The 21,642-nt window shown below is 59.8% G+C and carries 19 protein-coding genes; 8 read left to right on the top strand and 11 right to left on the bottom strand.

The genetic code is table 11. The annotated features are described in order from the left end of the window. Positions 1-29: 29 nt before the first annotated feature. From C6366_RS02750 to C6366_RS02740, 3 genes are all read right to left on the bottom strand, one after another. Positions 30-1,739: an ABC transporter permease subunit gene (locus tag C6366_RS02750; RefSeq protein WP_107735815.1), complete on the bottom strand. Its 1,710-nt coding sequence runs from the start codon at positions 1,737-1,739 to the stop codon at positions 30-32. Further along, positions 1,736-2,797 (bottom strand): ABC transporter ATP-binding protein, encoded by a 1,062-nt coding sequence (locus tag C6366_RS02745; protein ID WP_107735814.1) that lies wholly within the window; start codon positions 2,795-2,797, stop codon positions 1,736-1,738. Before C6366_RS02745 ends, C6366_RS02750 begins: the two co-directional genes overlap by 4 nt. A 93-nt stretch (positions 2,798-2,890) precedes the next feature. Next, on the bottom strand, positions 2,891-3,925 hold the full coding sequence (locus C6366_RS02740) for an ABC transporter substrate-binding protein (protein WP_199221404.1): 1,035 nt from the start codon (positions 3,923-3,925) through the stop codon (positions 2,891-2,893). A gap of 285 nt (positions 3,926-4,210) precedes the next feature. Here C6366_RS02740 and C6366_RS02735 point away from each other — a divergent pair, with 285 nt between their 5' ends. Both C6366_RS02735 and C6366_RS02730 read left to right on the top strand, forming a co-directional pair. Continuing rightward, on the top strand, positions 4,211-4,468 hold the full coding sequence (locus C6366_RS02735) for a type II toxin-antitoxin system Phd/YefM family antitoxin (RefSeq protein WP_107735813.1): 258 nt from the start codon (positions 4,211-4,213) through the stop codon (positions 4,466-4,468). Positions 4,469-4,471: 3 nt separating this feature from the next. Next, the gene (locus tag C6366_RS02730) at positions 4,472-4,888 is read left to right on the top strand and encodes a type II toxin-antitoxin system VapC family toxin (RefSeq protein ID WP_107735812.1); all 417 of its coding nucleotides are present in this window, start codon (positions 4,472-4,474) and stop codon (positions 4,886-4,888) included. 54 nt (positions 4,889-4,942) lie between these two features. On the opposite strand, the gene C6366_RS02725 is transcribed toward C6366_RS02730, so the two are convergent. After that, positions 4,943-6,883, bottom strand: a complete 1,941-nt coding sequence (locus C6366_RS02725) for a lysophospholipid acyltransferase family protein (RefSeq protein ID WP_158269612.1) — start codon at positions 6,881-6,883, stop codon at positions 4,943-4,945. 223 nt (positions 6,884-7,106) lie between these two features. On the opposite strand from C6366_RS02725, the gene C6366_RS02720 reads away from it, so the two are divergent. Both C6366_RS02720 and C6366_RS02715 read left to right on the top strand, forming a co-directional pair. Continuing rightward, a complete protein-coding gene (locus tag C6366_RS02720; protein WP_107735810.1) occupies positions 7,107-9,617 on the top strand; it encodes a glycosyltransferase in 2,511 nt (836 codons plus the stop codon). A 160-nt stretch (positions 9,618-9,777) separates the two neighbouring features. Beyond that, positions 9,778-10,992: an ATP-binding protein gene (locus tag C6366_RS02715; protein ID WP_107735809.1), complete on the top strand. Its 1,215-nt coding sequence runs from the start codon at positions 9,778-9,780 to the stop codon at positions 10,990-10,992. A 160-nt stretch (positions 10,993-11,152) separates the two neighbouring features. Here C6366_RS02715 and C6366_RS19480 read toward each other — a convergent pair whose 3' ends face one another. The 4 genes from C6366_RS19480 to C6366_RS02700 all read right to left on the bottom strand — a co-directional run bounded on the left by C6366_RS19480 (position 11,153) and on the right by C6366_RS02700 (position 14,995). Further along, positions 11,153-11,308: a hypothetical protein gene (locus C6366_RS19480; RefSeq protein ID WP_158269611.1), complete on the bottom strand. Its 156-nt coding sequence runs from the start codon at positions 11,306-11,308 to the stop codon at positions 11,153-11,155. Positions 11,309-11,331: 23 nt separating this feature from the next. Continuing rightward, entirely contained in the window at positions 11,332-12,873 is a 1,542-nt protein-coding gene (locus tag C6366_RS02710; protein WP_107735808.1) for an ATP-binding protein, read from the bottom strand. 144 nt (positions 12,874-13,017) lie between these two features. Continuing rightward, entirely contained in the window at positions 13,018-14,406 is a 1,389-nt protein-coding gene (locus C6366_RS02705; RefSeq protein WP_107735807.1) for an MATE family efflux transporter, read from the bottom strand. 406 nt (positions 14,407-14,812) lie between these two features. Then, complete coding sequence (locus C6366_RS02700; RefSeq protein ID WP_107735806.1) at positions 14,813-14,995, bottom strand: hypothetical protein; 183 nt, start codon at positions 14,993-14,995, stop codon at positions 14,813-14,815. A gap of 29 nt (positions 14,996-15,024) precedes the next feature. On the opposite strand from C6366_RS02700, the gene C6366_RS02695 reads away from it, so the two are divergent. Both C6366_RS02695 and C6366_RS02690 read left to right on the top strand, forming a co-directional pair. Next, positions 15,025-15,387 (top strand): aminotransferase class I/II-fold pyridoxal phosphate-dependent enzyme, encoded by a 363-nt coding sequence (locus tag C6366_RS02695; protein WP_306460417.1) that lies wholly within the window; start codon positions 15,025-15,027, stop codon positions 15,385-15,387. A gap of 135 nt (positions 15,388-15,522) precedes the next feature. After that, positions 15,523-16,023, top strand: coding sequence for an aminotransferase class I/II-fold pyridoxal phosphate-dependent enzyme (locus C6366_RS02690; protein ID WP_306460416.1), 501 nt, complete (start codon positions 15,523-15,525; stop codon positions 16,021-16,023). Here the strand turns inward: C6366_RS02690 and C6366_RS02685 are convergent. Continuing rightward, on the bottom strand, positions 16,016-16,354 hold the full coding sequence (locus tag C6366_RS02685) for a type II toxin-antitoxin system PemK/MazF family toxin (RefSeq protein WP_199221403.1): 339 nt from the start codon (positions 16,352-16,354) through the stop codon (positions 16,016-16,018). The genes C6366_RS02690 and C6366_RS02685 overlap by 8 nt on opposite strands. Positions 16,355-16,948: 594 nt before the next feature. Between C6366_RS02685 and C6366_RS02675 the strand changes: the two genes are divergently transcribed. Then, complete coding sequence (locus C6366_RS02675) at positions 16,949-17,140, top strand: hypothetical protein (RefSeq protein ID WP_107735803.1); 192 nt, start codon at positions 16,949-16,951, stop codon at positions 17,138-17,140. Beyond that, on the top strand, positions 17,137-17,610 hold the full coding sequence (locus C6366_RS02670) for a (2Fe-2S)-binding protein (RefSeq protein WP_255412072.1): 474 nt from the start codon (positions 17,137-17,139) through the stop codon (positions 17,608-17,610). Before C6366_RS02675 ends, C6366_RS02670 begins: the two co-directional genes overlap by 4 nt. 64 nt (positions 17,611-17,674) lie before the next feature. On the opposite strand, the gene C6366_RS02665 is transcribed toward C6366_RS02670, so the two are convergent. Together C6366_RS02665 and C6366_RS02660 are read right to left on the bottom strand one after the other, a co-directional pair. After that, positions 17,675-19,315: an NAD(P)/FAD-dependent oxidoreductase gene (locus tag C6366_RS02665; protein ID WP_107735802.1), complete on the bottom strand. Its 1,641-nt coding sequence runs from the start codon at positions 19,313-19,315 to the stop codon at positions 17,675-17,677. 101 nt (positions 19,316-19,416) lie between these two features. Further along, a complete protein-coding gene (locus C6366_RS02660; protein ID WP_107735801.1) occupies positions 19,417-20,913 on the bottom strand; it encodes a serine hydrolase in 1,497 nt (498 codons plus the stop codon). Between the last annotated feature and the right edge of the window lie 729 nt (positions 20,914-21,642).

Below are 21,642 nucleotides of genomic sequence, written 5' to 3'. Positions count from 1 at the left end.
GCGGCAATTGGGAGTATTTCAACGGACTTTCAGCGGATCAACGAGATGTGGCGAAATCCGAAAGCAGTGAGGACTGCCCGGGCTACCAGCAGGGCGGCCACGACCACGGCCATGATGCACACGGAAAAAGCCGCGGCCTGGTTGATCGCGCCACGGTCTTCCAGGAGCAGCACAGAGACCGCGGCCACCTGGGTGGACGGGGTGACCAGGAAGATCACCGCGGAGAGTGTGACCATGCTGCGCATGAAGAAGAACACGGCCACCCCCACCAGGGTCGGCCACATCAATGGCAGGGTGATCTTGCGCATGGTCCGCGCAAAGGTCGCCCCCAGGGTGGAGGATGCCTCGTCAAAGGTGTGGCTGATCTGCTTCATGCTGGTGGAGGCGATCAGAAAGCCCTGGGCGTGATAGTAATAGACGTTGCAGATCGCTATCAGGAACAAGGTGCCGTAGAGGGGATAGATGGGATTGCCCGGGGAGTTGAAGGCCAGGATGTAGCCCAGCCCCAGGACCATGCCCGGTACGGCGGCCGGGACGATGCACAGGAAATACAGGGGCGAATCCAGCACGGTGCGAAATTTTTCCGTGACATAGGCCGCCAGTCCCGTGGCCAGCACGCCCACCCCGGCGGCCATCAGCCCGATGGAGATGCTGTTCCATAGCGGCTGGATGCCGCCCTGGACGTCGAACCGGTAGTGACGCAGGGAGAAGTCCATCCGGTAGGGCCAGAGGTGAGTGAAGCTGGCGAAGATCACGATGCCCAGCACGGCCAGGATGGCCAGGCTGATCAGCACCGCGTACCCGGTGAACAGAGCGTCCCGGAGTCGATCCGGCCGGACGTCCAAAGGCTGGGAGCCCTCGGAAATCTGGGCGTACCCCCGGCGGTTGATCCATTTCTCGAAGGCCACGGCCACGGCCACCGGGGCCAGGAGCACCATGCCGATGACCGTGCCCAGCTCGAAATTGGCCTGGCCGATAACCTGGTTGTAGACCTCCGTGGCCAAAACGCTGTAGTCCCCGCCCACGACCATGGGATTGCCGAAATCCGTGATCACCAGGGTGAAGACCACGAAGGAGGAGGCGATCAGGGCGAAGCGGGTGGAAGGCAGGGTCACGGTCCAGAAGTTGCGCAGCGGACCGGCCCCCAGGATGCGCGAGGATTCGTAGAGCCGGTTGTCCGCCAAGGCCAGGGCCGCGGAAAAGATCAGAAACGCGTAGGGAAAGACGTAAAGCACGCTGGAAATCACGATGCCCCAATAGCCGTAAATGGAAAAGTCCGTGCCCAGGGTGCGATTGATCAATCCATTGCGGCCCAACAGCAGGACCAAACCCTGGGCCTGGACCAGGGACGGAGCGAACAGGGGCACCAGGGCGATCAGCCGGAACAGGTTGCGCAGCGGCATTCGGGTCCGCTGGACCGCGTAGGCGAAGCCGTAGGCCAAAACCACGGTGATCACCGTGGTCACCGTGGTCACCGCGAAGCTGTTGGACACCAGACGCAAAAAGCGTTGCGAGCCCATCACCGCCGCGTAGTTGGCCAGGCCGAGCCCGTCCGGGGTCTGAAAGCTGCGCCCCAGGATATGCACCAGGGGATACAGCACGAAGACCAGCAAGGGCACGGCGATGGCCGCGGCAACCAGCACCTTGAGCAGGGGTTCCCAGTTTAACGACACGTTGGGCGCAAGACCGCCGGCCCGCAAGTCCTGCGCGGCCCCGCCCCGGGACGGGGCGGGATTCATTGCCACTCCAGCACGCGCACGGACTCAGGGGCCACGGTCACGCACCGGGACATGCCCACCTCCAGCCCTTCGGCCACCCCGTGAACCTCGGCCAAGAGGCGCACCACGGGAAGGTTCGATCCGTCGGTCCCAACACTTGCGTCCTTCCCGTTGTGATGCAGATGCAGGCTCACCCGGGTCAGGTTGCCCAGCCGCGTGATGTGCTCCACCACGGCATGCAGGCGACACCGGGCGTCCTGCTCCGCCAGAAGTTGAATGTCCTCCGGGCGAATGCCCACGATGGTGGGCCGTGTCCCGGCCGGTCGACCGTTTTCCGGCACCGGCAGGCCCAGGTCCGCCGGGACGAGGTTCATCCGACCGATGAACTCGGCCACGAACCGGTTTCGCGGCCGCCGGTAAAGATCCATGGGCGTCCCGACCTGCATCACCCGTCCGCTTTGCATGACCACGACCTTGTCGGCCATGGTCAGGGCCTCTTCCTGGTCGTGGGTGACCATGATCGTGGTGATGCCCAGCCGCTGTTGCAGCTCCCGGATTTCCACGCGCAGCTCCTCGCGGACCTTGGCGTCCAAGGCAGAGAGCGGCTCGTCCAGCAGAAGCACCGCCGGATTCGGCGCCAGGGCCCGAGCCAGAGCGATGCGTTGCTGCTGGCCCCCGGAAAGCTGGTGAGGATGCTTTCCGGCCTGATCATTGAGATGCACCAGACTGAGCATCTCCTCCACCCTCCGTCCAACATCCTTCTTGGACCAGCCCCGACATTCCAGACCGTAGGCCACGTTGGCCGCGATGGTCATGTTTGGAAACAGGGAATAGGATTGAAACACCACCCCGAAGTTGCGGTTCCGGGCCGGAACCCGGGACAAGTCCCGGCCGTCCAGGAACAGCGCCCCGGAATCGTGCGGCTCCAGCCCGGCGATGACCCGCAGCAATGTCGTCTTCCCGCACCCCGACGGACCCAGAAAACAAACCAAAGACCCGTTCCCGATGGAAATGGAGACGTCGTCCAGGGCCTTCAATTCGCCGAATCGCTTGGTCACATTCCGAATATCCAAGGGCATCGCGTCACCTCGTCCGATCGATGTTCTACGAAACACGGCCTTCAGACATTCGCCTGAAGGCCGCGCGGAATTGGGATTTTTTCAGCGGACAGCCTAGCGCTCCAGCTTGTCCTGCCACTGCTGCAGAATCCGGTCCCGGTTTTGCGCGGACCAGGCAAAATCCATGTCCACCATTACCGTACCGATATCCGCGGGCAAGCCGGCCTTGCGAAAGGACTCCGGCATGGACCCGCCGCTGACCGTGACGATTTCCTTCCACTTGTAGTACTCGTCCACAGCGGCCTTGCTGACCGTCCAGTCCAGGAACCGCTTGGCAGCTTCCTTGTTCTTTGATGACTTCATCAAGCCGGAGGCTTCCAGCTCGTTGCCGGCTCCTTCGGAGGGAATAATCATTGTGATGGGATAGCCTTCGTCGATGTTCTTGATGGCCCGCAGGGCAAAAGAGGCCCCCACGGCGAACTCCCCGGCACTGGCCACGTTGCAGGGCCGGGAACCGCTCTTGATGTACTGGGCGATGTTCTTGTCCAGCTCGGCCAGATACTTCCACCCGGCCTCCTCGCCCTTCATTTGCAGGATTGAGGCGATTTGCAGATACCCGGTGCCGGAGCTGGCCGGGTTGGGCATGACCACTTCACCCTTGAACTCGGGCTTGAGCAGATCTTCCCAGGAAGTGGGCATGGGCAGATTCTTGCGCTGAAGGACTTCGTTATTCACGCAAAACGCGGCCATGTACCCGGTCTTGGCGAACCAGCGTCCGTCAGAGTCGCGGAACCGGGCCGGAATCCGATCGATACCCTTGGGTTGATACGGCTCCAGCATGTCCTGAATCCGAGGGTCAACCATGTTCGTCACGGCCCAGCCCCAGATCACGTCGTGCCGGGGATTGCCCGCCTCGGCCAGCATCCGGGCGTGCAGATCCCCGGTGGACAGCCGCAGCATGTTCACCTTCAGCGTCGGCAGATCCCGCTGCATGGCCGCCAAAAACGCCGCGGCCTCATCCTCTTCGTAGGACGTGTACACCGTGATCTCGTCGGCCCGGACCTGGGACGCCGAAAATCCGACAGCCGCGCAGCAGACCACGGCGCAGACCATAACGAACCGCAACGCGTAAGAGCTAAAAATTGTCATCCGATTGCTCCTTTCTGGGTTTGGGTAAAAAGGGAAGTTCGCGAAACAGCCTTCAGAGCCGCCTCAGCCCTACAACTACCCTTAATCCAAAGCCCGGAACAATCACTTCGCGTTACGTTTGAATGACAATTGCGTGACGGTGACAATAAAACCAAGGAAAGCGTGAGACGGTATCCGGTCCGAAGATGAGGCGATGTCTTGACTCCAACACCGACACGGGATAACTAGTCAGCTAACTAGTCTTCTGGTTGCCCGTCGATTCAATTCCAAAGCAGAGGTGAAGTGATGCAGACATGGCCGGTACAAGATGCCAAGGCTCGTTTCAGCGAATTACTTGACGCCTGCGTCTCCAAAGGCCCCCAGGTCGTAACCCGCCGGGGAACCGAAACAGCGGTGCTGTTGCCCATTGATGCATGGCGACGCCTCCAGGCCGCGGCCCGTCCATCCCTCAAACAAATCCTGCTGATGAAGTCTCCGCGCACCGAATTTCTTGTTCCGGAGCGAGGCGGAGCTCGACGCCGTCAGGTTCGCGAATGGGAGTGAGTCATGTACCTGCTGGATACCAATGTCGTCTCGGAACTGCGCAAACCTCGCCCGCATGGAGCCGTCATTGCCTGGCTGGAATCCATTGACGAGCGTGACCTGTACGTGTCCGCGGTGACGATCGGGGAAATCCAAGCGGGCATTGAGTTGAGCCGGGATCAAGACGCCCGCAAGGCCAAGGAAATCGAGGCCTGGCTGGATTTGCTCACGGATGCCTCCAATATTTTACCCATGGATGTCCCCGCGTTTCGACTTTGGGCGAAAATGATGCACCGCAAATCCGACACCCTCTATGAAGACGCAATGATCGCCGCCATCGCCTCCGTACACGGTCTGACCGTCGTCACGAGAAATATCTCCGATTTCAAAGTCTTCTCCGTACCCACCCTCAATCCGTTCACCTTCAACGCGCACACCTGAACGACACGGAAACGACAATCCGGTATCGTCGTTCAACTCATCACCCGTTCCCCTTCACCCCGCCATCGCGGCTACACCTCCGCCGCCCGATCCGCTTTGCCCTCCTCTCGACACTCTTTCCCCGGCCCGGTGCAGAGCCAGAAAATCCCTGGCCTCTTCCTTGCCCAGATACCGGTCCAGGGTTCGGCGGTCGGTTTGGAGCAGGTCTACCAAAACCAGGCCGTCCAGGACGTCGCTGAATTCCCGGTCCACGTTGAATCCGAGCATTTTTCCGCCCAACTTCAGGTACTGGCGCAACAGCACCGGAACCCCGGTCTTGTGGCGGTCGATGTCCGTGATGATGTCCGAGACGTCGTCGATGGTCTTGGACATCATGGTCAGCAGAGAGTCGTCCAGGCGGAACAGTCGGCGTTGGCGAAAGGGACGACGGGGGCGGACGTGGTCGGCCAGTTCGTGCATGTGGCCGTGGGCCCGCAAGAAGCCCACCATCAGTTGTCGGGAAAAGCGGTGGTACTCGTTGTCGATGCTCACCGGGCCGAACAGGGTCCGGTACTCCGGATGGCGCAGAATGAACCGGGCGATGCCCTTCCAGAGCAGGAGCAAGGGGGCGTAGTTCTTCTGGTATTCCGGGCGCACGAAGGACCGTCCCAGTTCCAGGGCCGGAACAACTTTGTCCCAGAATCCGGGCCGAAACGAGAACAAGGTGCTGGTGTACAGCCCCTTGGCTCCGTGATTCTTGAGAATCACGTCCGTGCGCCCCAGCCGGTAGGCCCCGGCAATCCGTTGCTCCCGTTTGTCCCAGAGAAACAGGTGCAGATAGTGGGCGTCGAAGATGTCCAGGTCCACCTCCTTGCCCGTTCCTTCCCCGGCCAGCCGAAAGGTCATTTCCCGCAGCCGACCGATTTCGTGCAACAGATGAGGAATGTTCCGGGCCTCGGCCAGATGGACGCAAAATTCATCGGTTTCCAGCAGGATCTGGTCCGCGGACAGGGCCTGCTGTTCGAGATGCAGCGAGTTCCCGGCGGCATGCGCGGCCTCCGCAACCCGCCCGCTTGAACGTTCCGTTGGCGGCCCGTCCGACGCAATCGACGGCAAGAGCGGGTGATGGCCCGTCGGATTATTGCGTCGCGGCTTGGACCCGCATTGCAGAAGATAGGTCCGGTGGCGCAGGTAGGCGATCAGATCGGCGTCCGTGGGACAGCCGGCCAAGTGCTTGGGTCCCAGGGGCCGACCGATGCGCACCCGGATCTGCGAACCGGACTTGCGCACCAGGGCGTGGGGGAGCAGCACGGTCCGCAGCCGCGGATGAATCAGTCCGGCCATATGAAACAACGGGCCGTTGGTTCCCTGAAAAAACATCGGCACCGCCGCGGCCCCGGTCTTGCGGATGATCCGGGCCACGGATTCGCTCCAGGGCGGATCAGCCATGGTCCGCCGCAAAACCTGCAAGTGGGAAACCTCCCCGGCCGGGAACACCCCCAACAACCCGCCCTCTCGCAGCCAGGCCAGAATTTTCTTCAGAGCCGCTCCGTTGCCGTGCACCGTGTTCGCCCCGCCCAGGAAAGGGTCCACGAACAGGAACAAGTCCCGCAACTCCCCCACCCGTTCCAGCAGGTGATTGGCCATGATCTTCAGGTCCGGCCGCCGCTTGCGCAGCACCGCGGCCATGACCAGCCCCTCCAGCGCCCCGAAGGGATGGTTGGCCACCACGACCACCGGTCCGTCCTTTGGAATGCGCTCCAATTCCGCGTCATCCAGGACCACGCCGATGTTCAGGGCCTTCAGGGACCGCTCCAGAAAATCAACCTGGTCCTGCCCCTCCGGCGTCTGATCCAGGTCGGACAGGACTTCCCCGTACTTCCGGTTCAAATAGCTCAGGGCCAGCACTTTCTCCAGGGACGGCTTGGCTAGGCCGAACAATTTGCTGGGCAGCGGACGGACAAAGGGTGAAGGCAGGTCGATCAGACGATGCGAAGCAGTTGCGGTGGCGCTCATCACGGACATCCTCCGGCTGAAGATTCAGGAAAGTGAACTACCGCCCGCTCACTATCCCATTCCCGCTCCGAAGCATGACCGCCGGGTGACTGAAATGTGAAGATTCGGTGACAACGCGAAATGTCACGAGATTTTTACAAGCCTGTCATCTTTGGTCACCCCCTTGTCGTCATTTCGTCACCTGTTCCGGGTACCACTTCCCCAACATACCAGGGAGGTGAATATGGAACCAACGACCAAGGCCGATCTGCACGTCCACTCCAAGTATTCCAAACGTCCGTCCCAATGGGTGCTGCAAAAGATCGGATGCGCGGAGAGCTACACCGAGCCGTTGCACCTCTACCGCACCCTGCGGGACAAGGGCATGGACCTGATCACCATTACGGATCACAACACCATCGAGGGCAGCCTGGACATCGCCCACCTGCCGGACACCTTCGTCAGCGAGGAGATCACGGCCTACTTCCCCGAGGATCGCTGCAAGGTCCACGTCCTGGCCTACGACATCACCGAGGCCCAGCACCGGGAAATCCAGAAATACCGGGACAACGTCTTTGATCTGGCCGAGTATCTGCGCCGGGCCGAAATCCTGCACGTCCTGGCCCACCCGCTGTTCTCGGTCAACGACAAGCTGACCAAGGCCCATTTCGAACAGTTGCTGCTGCTGTTCAAGCATTTCGAGATCAACGGGGCCCGGGACGAACACCTGAACATCAACCTGAAACGCATCCTTGGAGGTCTCTCCCCGGAGGACATCCAGCGTCTGGAGAACGTCCACGACCGGGCCGCCCTGCCTCCCGAGCCCTGGATCAAGCACCTCACCGGCGGCTCGGACGACCACAGCTCCCTGAACATGGCCCGGACGCACACGGTGGTGCCTGGACGCCGGGACGTGACCGGCTTTCTGAATGGCGTCCGGAACGGCGAAGCCATTCCGGTGGGCGTTTCCTCCTCTCCCCAGACTTTGGCCCACAACCTCTACAGCATCGCCTACCAGTTCTACGCCCAGAAATTCGAGCTGAGAAAACACGTCAACAAGGACATTCTGCTCAAGTTCATCGACCGCAACCTGTATCCGGGCCGGGAGGAGGAATCCGGGCTGCTGGGCTCCCTGCATGCCCTCTGGTCCCAGAGGATTCGCCCCAGAATCGGACCCGGCTCCCGTCGCAACCCTCCGGAGCAGCTCCAGGACCTGCTGCGCTACGAGACGGCCCGGCTGATCTGGAACGACCCGGAACTGATGTCCATCGTCCGCTCCAGCGACAACGGGCGGGAGGGTCAGGGCAAGGCGTGGTTCTCCTTCGTGAACCGCTCCGCCAACCAGGTCATGAAGCATTCAGCGGACCACATGCTGCGCAAAATCGCCCAGGGCAGCATCTTCAACATCTTCCACTCCCTGGGCTCGGCCGGGGCCCTGTACACCCTGCTCGCCCCCTACTTCCTCTCCTACTCCATGTTCGCCCATGACCGGAAATTCAGCCGGGAAATTCGGGAAGCCCTGGCCGCTGACAAAAGGATGCCCGAGGAACAGCAAGGCGAAGGGCAAGAAACCCGAGATGGTGCCCGGAACGATACCCGGAACGGGTCACGAGAGCACCTCGCCGCCCGGGTGGCCCATTTCACGGACACCTACTACGAGGTCAACGGCGTGGCCCTGACCCTTCAGCAGCAGCTTTCCCTGGCCCAGGCCACCAGCAAGGACATGACCATCATCACCTGCGCCCCGGACGAGGCGGTCCGGGCCGCGGACGGCGTGCAAAACTTCACCCCCATCGGCGTCTTCGAACTGCCCGAATACCCCGAGTTGAAGCTGTTCTATCCGCCGGTGCTGGAAATGATGCGCTTTTGCTTTGACAAGGAAATCACGCACATTCACTCCGCCACCCCGGGTCCCATCGGCCTGGCCGCCCTGGCCCTGGCCAAGCTGATGCACCTGCCCATCTACGGCACCTACCACACCTCCCTGCCCCAATACACCAAATGCCTGACCCAGGACTTTGCCATGGAAGAACTGATGTGGCGGTTCACGCTGTGGTACTACGACCAGATGGACCTGGTCTTCGCCCCGTCCCACGCCACGGCCAACGAACTGATCGCCAAGGGCCTGCGCCCGGAAAAGGTCCGGGTCTACCCACGGGGCATCGACATCGAGCGCTTCCACCCCTCCAAGCGCAACGGTTTCTATGAAAAGCGCTTCCAGCTTCGCAACGAGGCCAAACTGCTCTACGTGGGCCGGGTGTCCAAGGAAAAAAACCTGCACATCCTGGAGCAGGCCTTCCGGGATCTGGCCCGGGAACGGAACGACGTGCGGCTGATCATCGTGGGCGACGGCCCATATCGGGAGGAGATGGAGCGCAATCTCGGCGGAACGCCCGCGGTGTTCACCGGCTACCTGGACGGCGAAGCCCTGGCCCAGGCCTACGCCTCGGCCGACGTCTTCGTCTTCCCCAGCACCACGGACACCTTCGGCAACGTGGTCCTGGAAGCCCAGGCCTCCGGCCTGCCGGTGATCGTCTCCGCCGAAGGCGGACCCCAGGAAAACCTGATTCCCGGCCAAACCGGATTCATCGTCCCCTCCACCACCGCCGAAGCTTACCGCCAGGCCATGACCACCCTGCTGGACAACCCGGACCTGCTGCGAAAAATGCGCACCCAGGCCCGAAACTACATGGAAAACCGCTCCTTTAGCCGATCCTTCGATCAAGTTTGGGCGTATTACGGTCAGACCGGGTGATCCGCTCTCGCCTTCCAGGAGGTTGACGCTTGCTCGCCGGACCATCCTTTTCCCCCACTACCCCAGCCCCATAAAGATTTCGATACGCCGTAAACTTCCTGAAAAACATGTTGCTGTTTTCGTCATGGAAGCATACCATCCCCAGCCAGGGGAGGTGGGCATGATCAAGAGGGAAAACTACATCAACCGGGTCAGACCCTTTATTGACAAGGATGTGGTCAAGGTCTTCACCGGGATTCGTCGTTCGGGCAAGTCAACACTGTTGCAACTCCTTCAACGGGAACTGATGGCCGATGGCGTCTCGGAGCAGCAAATCCTGACGATCAACTTCGAGAGCATGGCGTACGCCAATCGCGATGCGCGAAGCGTTTACGAGGAAATAAGGGGGAAAAGCGAGAGCAGCGGCGGAAGGACGTATCTCTTTCTGGATGAAATCCAGGAACTGGACGGCTGGGAGAAAATGGTCAACTCCTTGAGAGTGGATCTGGACTGTGATCTCTATATCACCGGATCGAACTCCAAACTGCTTTCTGGAGAACTGGCCACCTACCTTGCCGGCCGGTATATTGAAATATCCGTCTACCCCTTTTCATTCCAGGAAGTGACCAAAATACTGGCGGAAAAAAAAGAAATATCGTCGCCGGACGAGGCATTCGCCAGGTTTCTTGAATATGGCGGAATGCCTTTTCTCCATGAAAACAGTCTGCATGCAGCCGCGGCTCACGACTATTTGAAGGACATATACAACTCGATATTGCTCAAGGATATTGTCGCACGACATTCACTTCGGGATGTAGAGCTTTTTGAGCGTGTGCTTGGGTATCTTCTCGCGAATGTGGCGAACTCGTTTTCCGGATCAAGCATTTTGAAGTATCTGAAGCACGAAAAGAGGAAGATATCCCTGGAAACAATATACAACTACATATCCTACGCCCAGGATGCATGCCTTCTTTACCTCGTGCCGCGTGAAGATGTGCAGGGAAAAAGACTACTCAAATTTCATGAGAAAATATTTCTGGCCGACCACGGCATCCGGGAAGCCATTTACGGACACAACCAGAGAGACATCAATCAGATTCTGGAAAACATCGTCTACCTCGAACTGTTGCGCAGGGGATACACAGTGCGGATCGGGAAGTCGAACGGCAAGGAGATCGACTTTGTCGCTGAAAAAGCATCGCAAAAAATCTATATCCAGGTCGCGTACCTGATCCCTGACCAGACCGTGGCGGAACGGGAATTCTCGTCGCTTCTGGCGGTTCGGGACAATTTTCCGAAAAGAGTCTTGAGTCTGGACAGATTTGACTTGAGCCGGGAAGGCATCATCCATAAAAATCTCATTGACTTTTTACTGGATCAGGATTGGTCGGCGTAGCTGTCCTGCACCGGGAATCTTTCGTGGAAGGGGCTCCACATCCGGCCTCTAAATCACCACTCGGCAAGGAAGGTGGCAATACCAGCACCAAAGGAAGCCTCAACCCAATGAACCTACACCTCCAGGAACAACGTAAAGCCCACACCCGGGAAATCGCCAATCACTTGTGCGGGCCGTACCGGCCGCCGCGGTGTCGTCTGGTAATGCTCCCCATGGTGGTGTTGCGGCGTTTGGGTTGCGTGCCGGGGCCGAGCAAGGAGGCGGTGTTGTAGCAGGATGCCAGGCTGAACATCCTGGACATGTCGGCAAATGCCATGAACAAGCTGTTTGGCTAAAAAATCATGGCTTTTTGCAAGAGGTCTCTTCAGCAGGCCTGCCGCTTCCGCACGCCCGGACGTAGTCCAGCAGTTCGCGGGCAAAGGGCGAATGGACCTGAACCGCGTCGTATCCGGGGTCGCCGTTGACGCATTGCAGGGCCAGGTGGACCCGGCCTTGGGGGCAGAGGGTGATCCCGGAAAAGAAGAATCCCATTTCCTCGAAGCCCTGGGTCATGGTTGCCGCGGCCGGGAGGTCCAGGGGGAGCATCAGGAATATCACGGACAGGCCCTGGGCGCACAGCCGACGTTGTTGGCGGGCCACGCGGCCTACCGCGTCCTTGCCGTAATCCAGCACGACGATCCAGGCCCATCCTTCCTTGGGATCGGTTTCCACCCGGATCCGCGCGTTGCCGCCCTGAAGATCGTTTTGCCCGGTTTCACCGCATGTCCGGGAGGTGCGCCCCGCATCCGCACCGGTCATGCCCAGGTGCTCGCGGATGCGATGTGTCATGGCCGCGTGCCGCCTTGGGACGAACAGGGGGGCGGGAGGCAGCGGACGCAGGGGCAGGATCAACTGGAGATTGGCGATGCGATGCGGCTCCTGCGCAGCGTCAGAGTGTTTTTCGGCCTTGCTCCAGGATTTGGACGGAGGGCTGGCCCCCAGGAGCAGGGCGCATTCCCGAAAACCGACGGCCAGGGCGGATCGCTGGGAAAGGACATGGTTGCAGACGGCCAGGGCATGGAGGCCATGCAGGTCGCGTTCACGGGCGTTGGCCAGCAGAGCCGCCGCGAGTTCGTCGGAGCAGTGTCGACCCCGCACGCGTCGGTCCACGAGCGCGTAGGTCATCTCCTCCACCAGCCCCCCGGGCGCTTCCGCCACGAGCGCCCCGTGCCCGAGAATTTCCCCGCGCGGCGTTACCGCCACCATGGAGCGCATTTCGCCCTGCTCGAGCATTTCCCGGACCCGTGCCGGGTAATAAATGTCCGCGTTGAACAGAAGGGAGCCATGGGCACGCAGGGCCAGCCGGGAAATCCCTTCCGCATCTTCCGGTCCGGCCGGGCGGATGATCGTGGTCAGTGCGGGATCCTTGGACACCGGATCTTGCTGGGCATGGTCAGGCTGACCGTGGGCCGCGGATCCGACCGGCAGGTTGATGAACAAGGTGATTTTGCGCCTGTTGCCCTTGAGGGTCGCGAAAACAGCCTTGTCCACCATACCGCGGAGCAGGTGGGCATGCATGCCGGTCATGTCTTCCTCGGATTGCAGTCGGTGCGGATCAAACCGGGGCAGGGCCTCTTCGTCGAGGGGCAGTCCCTTGGACAGGATGCTTGTTTGCAGCCCCAAGGCGGTCCGGCCCAGGGTGACGCGCAGCATGTCCCGCTCCCCGCCGTAGCCCAGGCTGACGGCGTGGCAGACCGCCTCTTCCAGGGCCAGGCAGATCCGGGAGAGATCCCTGCCGTCAAAGCCAACAGCCGAGGCATACTCCCGGGCCGCGGCCACGGCCGCGGCCGCGAAGCGTGTTTTTGCCGGAAGGTGGAGAATAAGCGTGTCGTAAACTCGCATACCGTATCCTCTTTAAAGCTTGGCACACAACGTGTTTGGTGCGCAAGGCAGTGGTCGGTGAAAACGTGGTTGGCGGTCAGCAAGACCAAGGTGTTGCGGAGAAGGCCGCGAGTCATCTTGGTCCGGACCGGGGACTTTGTGCCTTCAGCTCTGGCCTGCGTCTTCTCCGGCCAATGGCCGCGCGGCGTGCAGCTTGCCGAAAAGCGCCTGATTGGGGAAAAATCGGGCCAGAAAGCATGCAGCCAGAACAAACGTGATCAGTTCGGCCAGGGGGATGGCCAGGATGAACGGGATATCCGGAAACGCGTAAAACAGGGTCAGCAGGAGCATCACAGGCAAGACCAGGCTTCGGGCAAGGGCGATGATCGAAGATTGCAGCGGCAGATGAAGGGCGGTCAAATAGGACGTGATGACCAGATTCAGGCCGTTGACCGCGAAAACTGGCCAGAAATACCCCAAAAGACCGACGGTCAAATGGATCACGTCCTGATCCTCCGGGCCGAGAAACGCACGGACAAGGGGGACCGGGTGGAAGACCAGAAGCCAGATGCAGGTCGAGGCGAGCAGCAGGGCCACGGCAAGGCAGGTCAGCAGAAAGCGGCGAATGCGCCGGACCTTGCCCGCGCCGTAATTCTGGCTGATGAATACCCCGCCCGCGTCGCCAAGGGAGAAAACCATCATCAGCCCGACGATCATCATATAGTTCACCACTGTGATGGCCGCCACGCCGTTGACGCCGAACCGCGTCATGAACATCCAATTCAGGAACAGGGCGATAATCGAGGCGGATATCTCGTTGATGCATTCGGAAAGGCCGTTGAACGCGGAACGAAACAATTCACGCCATTTTGTCTGTCGGAGGTGGAAGATCAACCGGCGTTGAGGAAAGAGAAAGTAAGCGCACAGCACCAGGAAGGGCAGGGCCTGGGAGATGCCCGTGGCCCAGGCCGCGCCGGCGATGCCCCATCCGAAACGGACGATGAACAGATAATCCAGGACAAGATTGGTCATCGAGCCAAGGATCAGCGCCAGGGCGGCAAGGCCCGGATACCCGTCCACCCTGACGAAAAAATACATGACCACGGTCAGCAGATGCGCCCAGGTAAACCCCATGATGATCCGGAAATAGGTCCGCATCATCGGGAGCACGTCCTCATTGCCGCCCAGGGCCCGCAGCAGCGATGTCTCCAAGAGCAGGCCCAAACCCGTGACCAGCAGAACAAAGACAAGAGCAGCCAGCAGGGTCTTGGAGAAGATCGCGCCGGCAGCGGTCGCATTGCCCTGGCCGATATACGTTCCGGCCCGAACCGTCCCGCCCATGCTCAGCATGAAGGTGATGCCGAAAAGGATTCCAAGGAACGGGATGATCAGGTTCACCGCGGCCAGCGCGGTGGCGCCCACATAGTTTCCAATGAAGATGCCGTCAACGATGCTTGCCGAAGTCATGGCCATGAGGCCCGCCAGAGAGGGCAGCCAGAGTCGAAAGAAGCTTGTCAGGACCGAACCGGTCAGAATCGGGTTGATGCGGGACATGGAAAGAATGTTTCAATTGCCGGGTCGCGTTTGAACTGATCGGTGGAATCAAGCGTCCACATTGAGATTACGGAACAGGGATTCGAGGTCGGCGGCCTTGATGACACGCCCGGTAGGCGATGTCCACCACCTCATGCCCGCATAGCAGGGCAATTTTGTTCTCGAACCTCGGAAGCTCTGAAACGGTATCGCTATCGAAATCGTGATCGAAATCGAGTCTTGGTAACTTTACGATTTCGATAGCGATAGCGGCGATTTCAATTTCGATGATTGCCAGCCCACCTTGGGGGTTTCCTTCGTATATGCCGCAGTCTACTGCTTTGAGGTTATTGAGGTTTTGCAGAGAACAAATTAGTCTTGGCCCGCATAGTGCCTGCCGCCCCCGACAGGGACCCGATAATCGCCTTCATGACAGGCGGGCAGCCCCCGTTGCCAGGAAGACGTATCCTGTCCCGCCGAGAACCCTTGTCCAGGATGAACCCAGGGTGAACCCAGGATCGAAGCCCATGCCCCGCTGCAGCTCCGGCGCCTGGAGCATGCGCGGCATGGGGGTATCACCCTTCCAGGTGACCAGACCGAAGCGGTCCATGGTTGTCAGGGTGCGTAAGGGACGATCAAGTGAACAACAACGAAAACAGCCTGGGGCCGCCGCTCGCGGCTCGCCGGGTCATCGAACGTTTTGAGGCCGGGCGCGCACCCATCTATCCCAGCGGCGACTGCTCTGACCTGCGCCAGACCCTGGCAGCGAAATTCGACAAGTCCGCCGATCAGTTCCTGGTGGGCAACGGGGCCTGCGAGGTCATCGCCAGCGTGATCAAGGCCTTTTGCGAGCGCGGGGACAATATCGTCACCGCGGACAAGACCTTTGCCGTGTACGAATGGGTGGGTAACTGCTCAAAAAGTACGGGAAATTCCACAGGACAGCCGAGATGCATGATGCGGTTATTATTTTTTTCGGATGACAAAGAAACAAAATGGTAGGACAGGCATCTTGCCTGTCTGTTCAGGATTTGTTGGCTTTTGCACGCCGGCGGCATGTAAGCTTTGGCATTAGGCAGGCAGGATGCCTGCCCCACCATGAATAGAGCTGCCCGGTGTTTTTGAGCAGTTACATGGGTGGCCGAGTTTTCCGGATTCCAGGCCCGGCTGACGCCGCTCAAGGATTTGGCCTTTGATCCCCAGGCCATGCTGGACACAGCGGATGAGCGGACCAAGATCTTTTTCGTCTGCAATCCCAACAATCCCACGGGAACGTATTGGGACGCGGCGACCATGCGCGGATTCCTGGACGCCGTGGGCAACCAGCGGATCGTGGTCCTGGACGAAGCCTATTTTGAGTACGTGGACCGGGAGGATTATCCGGACGGAATGGAGTTGATGCGCGAGTACCCGAATCTGGTGGTGTTCCGGACCTTCTCCAAGATGTACGCCCTGGCAGGGCTGCGCGTGGGATATCTGTGCGGATCACCCGAGGTGGTGGACATCATCCGCCGCACCCACGTGGTCTATTCGGTGAACATACGGCTAACGTGGTGCTCACCGTTTTGGCAAAGGCAAGCGAAGCTCGGCCTTTGCCAAATACCGTGGAGCAACCTTGTTGTGCCCTTCGCTATCTGATTTCGAGGATTGTTGCGATGGCCCGACATATCTCGTCCAGTTCATCTCGGTCAAGGAACTCGATCCGGGACTTGAGTCTGTGTTTGGCGACCGCGCGAATCTGGTCGATCACGGCAACGGCGGTGTCTCGCTGGCAGGTGACGGCAACCGTGATGGGAGGATGTGGTTTGGCTGACGTGGAGAGAGGGACGACGACGACAGTGCGCCTGAGTCGGTTCAAGGTGTCGTGAGAAAGCACGACACATGGCCGAGTCTTCTTGATTTCCGATCCCTGCGTGGGGTCGAGGCTGACCCACCAGATCTCCCCACGCTTGATCTGTTGGTCCGTCATTCCTCAACACCGTCGTCAAACGCTTGCCATTCGTCGATCTCGCGCTCCAGCGCCTGGTCACGATTTGCGGCGCGGCAAGTTGCCGCCAGTGAATCATCACGTTCGGATAGCTCCTGTTCCAGGAGACGGGTGACAAGACGCGACCGTCGTCGGGCGGGTACGGCCGCCTGGAACCGACGTGCCACGTCATCGGGTATGGATAGTGTCATTCTCATAATGCAACATTATGACTTACGACGTACGCTGTCAATCGGGATCTTCCTCCCTCTTCGGGGCACAACGGGCCGAAGCCGGTCCAGTCGGTTGTTCAAGTAAGCCGCTTTGCGCCAAAAAAACATTCAGCTCGGCCTTTCGCCTTCCATGATCTCCGCTTTGCTTTATCCTCGACCTGCCTGAAAACACTTCCGTATCAGCCGATTATCTGCTTCTCCTTTCCACAAGCCGCATCCCGCGGCGAACTCTCAACGTGGAAAGGAGAAGCATCATGATGACCGACTGGTACGAAAAATCCATGCGCGCACTGCAACTGTCCGGCAAGGGCGAGCGGACTCCCTGACGACATACATCACTCCCACGGCCCTGGACGTACCGGACATGGTCTCGCTGGCCTGCGACGTGGAGGAGCCCAGCGGCCCCTTTGGCATGAAGGGTGTGGGCGAAGTGGGCATGAACGGACCATTGCCGGTCGTGGCCAATGCCGTGCATGCGGCTTGCGGTGCTGACGTGCATCAAGCCCCGTTAACCACGGAACGTGTTCTGAAGGCCATGAAGCGGGGGAAAAAGTGATTGTTCGTTGCACTGTCAACGGCTGTTCCATGGATTTGGAAACCGCACCCGACCGGCGGGTGGTGGATCCGCTACGCGAGGATCTTGGGCTGCTGGGAACCAAGGAAGGCTGCGGCGGCGGGGAATGCGGCACCTGCGCCGTGCTGGTGGACGGCGTACCCAGGCTGTCCTGCCTGATGCTCGCGGCCCAGCTGGAGGGGCGAGTCGTGGTCACGGTGGAAGGGCTGGGCGCGGAGGCAAATCCCCATCCCATCCAGCGGGCCTTGGCCGAACACGGGGCCGTGCAATGCGGCTACTGCACCCCGGGCATGGCCGTGGTCGCCGCGGAACGGGAATTCTCGTCGCTTCTGGCGATACAGGACAATTTTCCCAAAATGGTCCTGAGTCTTGACAGATTTGATTTGAGCCGGGAAGGCATCATCCATAAAAATCTCATTGACTTTTTGCTGGATCAGGATTGGTCGGCGTAGACGTATCGCCCCGCGAATCTTCCGACAAAGCCTGTGATGGGTGATCGAGTGACATGCTGATCTGTCAGCCCAAACCGCCCGCCTTCAAATCTTCCATGAGGTAGGCGAACGTCTGCCTGCCGCTGCCCATGACCGCCGTATAGCCGCCTCCGGGACTGCCCCACGCGCCGGCGAGGTACAGGCCCTTGACCGGTGTCCGGTTGTCGATCCGATTCATGAAGGTGTTGTTCATGGCCTGTTCAAAACCATAAATCGCCCCTTCCGGATTGCGCGTATACCGCCAGTTCGTCAGCGGCGTGGCGGCTTCATGCACCTCGATCATGGAACGCAGCCCTGGAAGGATATCCTTTTCCGCCCTGGCAATCAGAATATCCGCCCATCTGTCCTTTTCCTTGTGGTACTCGCCCTTGCGGCCAGCCCGGTAATCCGCTTCGAATCGTCTCCAGGGCTCATAGCCGCTGAGGCAGATGATCTTCAAAGTCGACGTGCCGGGTGAGGAATACCCTTCGTAGACATTGTCGTAACAGACCATGCCGAAACCCATTTTTTCCACTTCTCCCGCCAGGGCCAGTTCGTAGTCGGCTTCCGGCCCCAGCCCGGAACTGACGGAATGGTCGTACCCTTCCAGTTTGCCGTGCAATTCCTGATTCAGGCCCAGCCAGACGATGAATGAGGAAATGCTCGGGCGGTACCCGTCGAGCTTGATCAGGTAATCCGGCGGGAGCACATCCGGTGCCACCATCTGCTTGAACGTGGTGATCGCACTGGCATTGCTCACCACGGCGAGCGCCGGAAGGGTTTTGTCCTCTGATGTCACGACGCCCGTGGCCTCGCCGTTTTCAACCAGTATTTTCCGGGCCTCGACGCCGTACAGGATTTCCCCGCCCGAGGCTTTGATGACGTCGGCAAGAGCGTTGCTCAAGGCCTGAGACCGCGGCTTGATGTAGTAGGATCCCTTGAGCAGGTATTCTCCAAACGCGACCGCGTAATAAAAGCCGGAGAGCTTCGACGGCGGCAACCCATAATAGCCCCATTGTTCGGACAAGGCATTCTTCAGGTCCGGGTTCTTCACGAACCCGTCGAGAAAGTCGTACAGCGTCTTGTCATGGACGTTCCACAGCTTGGGATACTCGGCGGGAAAATCCGAAAACGCCACCTGACCGGCAACCAGGCGGTCCGTCTCCCGGACAATGCCCACCATTTCCTCGATAACGTTCCGGATTCCGTCCCTTTCCTCAGGAAATTGCCTGGACAAAAGCTCGATCAGCGCCTGGGGATCTTTCTGGGGGACAGCGATCTCAAAGCCGGGCCCCCTGATCTTCAAGACTTCCGGAATGGCCACGATCTGGATTTTATCCAACACGCCCAGTTCCCTGAGCATCCGCTCCGCCGAGTTGTCATGGATGGACGTGCCCTCCAGGGAGACTTCAAAAGTGAATTTTCCCGATGCGCGTTGAAAGGTGGTGGCATAGCCGCCAGGAATGAAGTGTTGTTCGACGAGGGTCACCGGAATGCCGGCTTTTGCCAGATAGGCCCCGCAACACAGTCCGCCCAGCCCCGCGCCGATGATGACCACCGGCTTGCCGTTGCCTGGCTTCACCGTTGCGGCCAGGGCGTTCATCTCCGCCCAGTCAAACGGCATCAGGGCCAGGGATATGGCCGTCATTTGCAAAAACTTTCGCCTGGAAATCGATTCTTGCGACATAACCACCTCCGGGTTGAATGACCGATACCGACACGGGCTGGAAACCTATCTGAAAATCCCTGATTCCAAAGGCTTGCTCTGACACGACCCCCGACGTCGCCTCACTTTTTTCGTGCCGTGACGTTTATCCGCGGAATGCTGAAACCGATTGTCCGGCCTTGGGCGTCCACGTCGAAGACAAGGGTGCCTTCAAGGTCGCCTCTGAGGAGAAATTCATCATGCGCCACCGGATACAGATCCATTCGTCCTGATCCACCGGCATAGGCCAACCGGAGCATCAGGCCGGAATCCTCCAGGTAAACCTGAAAATCAATGTCTTCAATGGCCTCTTTGCCCGTCGGCCTGAAAGTGCCAACATACGCTCCGACGTGCGACCGCAGGGTCGCCCGCGGCACGTCCACGAGCTCCGCTTCTTCGGCCCCCTCAATGTCCGGCCAGTCGTACACCCTGACGACGCTCCTCACGATCTCGTACATCAGCGGGGATCCGTTTTCACCGTTGGTCATCACGACCACGCCCTGTCCCCGATCCCGCAACCCCATGAAATAGGTTTTGTATCCCTGGTTGCTGCCGGTATGCTTGAAGACCAGGTCGTCGGCCCTGGTCTCGACCATAAAGCCCAGGCCGAACTCCGAGTTCGGCCTCTGGGTCAGGATGTTCACCGCTGTCTCCAGTTCCAATGCGATCCCATGCCCTCTGGTCGCGTTGATCGTTTCAACGAGCAGACGACCAAGATCGGATGGCGTGGTCCAGAGGCCGGCGGCAACGAGTTCCGGATACGTATTCCATCCTCCCGAAACGACGCCCCCGTCCACATCGTGGCCTTTGGCCGCGTTAGTCGCCAACGGACCGTCCAGGGGTTGCGCGAAGTCGCTCCTGGACATGCCCAGGGGGGTGAACAAATGACGCTGCATATAGTCACGCAAAGGCATCCCGGTCACCTCCTGGGTCATCAAATGCAGCACTTCCATTCCCCCACCCGAGTAGGACCATTTCGTTCCCGGAACGTAGACCGCTTCAACGGCCTTGTTGTTGGCGGGCGAAATGCCCTGGAGGGTCTGCAAAATCGTCGGCAACGCCTCGCCGGGCGCATATCCGGCGAATCCCCCGACGCTTGTCCCCCCGGTATGCGACATCAGCCGTTCCACCGTGGCCTTCTCTCTGACGGTGTGGGCAGAATCGGGAAGCCGCCAGGAGGTGAGGTAGTCGTTCACGTTGCGGGTGATGTCCAGGGTCTTGGATTGCTCGAGCAGCATGATCCCGGTCACGGCAACGGGTTTGCTGATCGAACAGGCTTGGAAAACGGTCTGCGCGTTGACCGCCCGGCTTCCCCCGGCCTCGACCACCCCATATCCCTTGGCCCATTCGACAACCCCGTTATTGACCACGGCGATTCCAACTCCGGGAACCCTGAAATGCCGCATCCTGTCTTCCAGATGCAGCAAGGGCGGTTCGTCACCGGCCTTGATCACGGCGGGTATCAGGGAATTCTCAACGGCGGCGACGCGTCCAGGCTCTCCTCCGCTCCCTCCTCCGCAGCCAGTGGTCAGTACGAGGATGAAGATCAAGAAAGAAAAAGTGCGGATTAATTTTCGCATGGAAGTTTTCCTCACGAAAGCGGTTGCGACATTTCCCTCACCGCCTCAGTTCCCGACGACCTCCCCGGCGTCGTTCAGGAAGACGCTCCGGGGATGAAGGTGGACAGGTATACGGAGTCGTCCACTTGAAGCGTAAGGTTGTTGTCGCCCATAACCTGGAGAGCGGCCCCTTAGCAACACACCTGAAATTTTGAGCAACTTTCAAGATACTCGCACGGTGTGATGCTGATCGGCAGACTGACGGGCTTTGTTTCGACGGACAGACCGGTGATCTTCCGGATATGCCCCAACCTGACCCGCATGAAGGGGATATGGCCTGATCGTTCCAGCGCTCCAGTGGGAGAGAGAGGGGGCCGGAGGTTCCAGCGTCCTCGGAAAAGAAACAGAGCACGGGAACGCCCTGGGTTTGGTTCCCATGCTGGAGTGCCGGTAATACTCACGATGCCACCCTTCGGGGAAACAGCAGCGCTTGACGAAGCTGTAACACAACAAAATTGCCACACAACCACCATCTTCCTGTAACATTGACCGGATATACTTGGTGATAATGCTATTCCGGTCATTGATCCCCAGCTTCCGGCAACGTCCCGCCCTCGTCATTTTCCTTTCCGCGGGGCGGGCTTGGGCAGCCCGGGCATGATCATTTGATCAGAACAGCGTGGCCCGGTTTCCCCGGTTCAGACAACCGCGCCCGACGGTGAACACCTGATCCTTCGAGCCGGAAACGAA

It is taken from the genome of Desulfonatronum sp. SC1 (assembly GCF_003046795.1).
Classification (GTDB): Bacteria; Desulfobacterota; Desulfovibrionia; order Desulfovibrionales; family Desulfonatronaceae; genus Desulfonatronum.
Note: the sequence above shows the minus strand (reverse complement) of the source record. Positions and strands in the feature narration are given on the sequence as shown.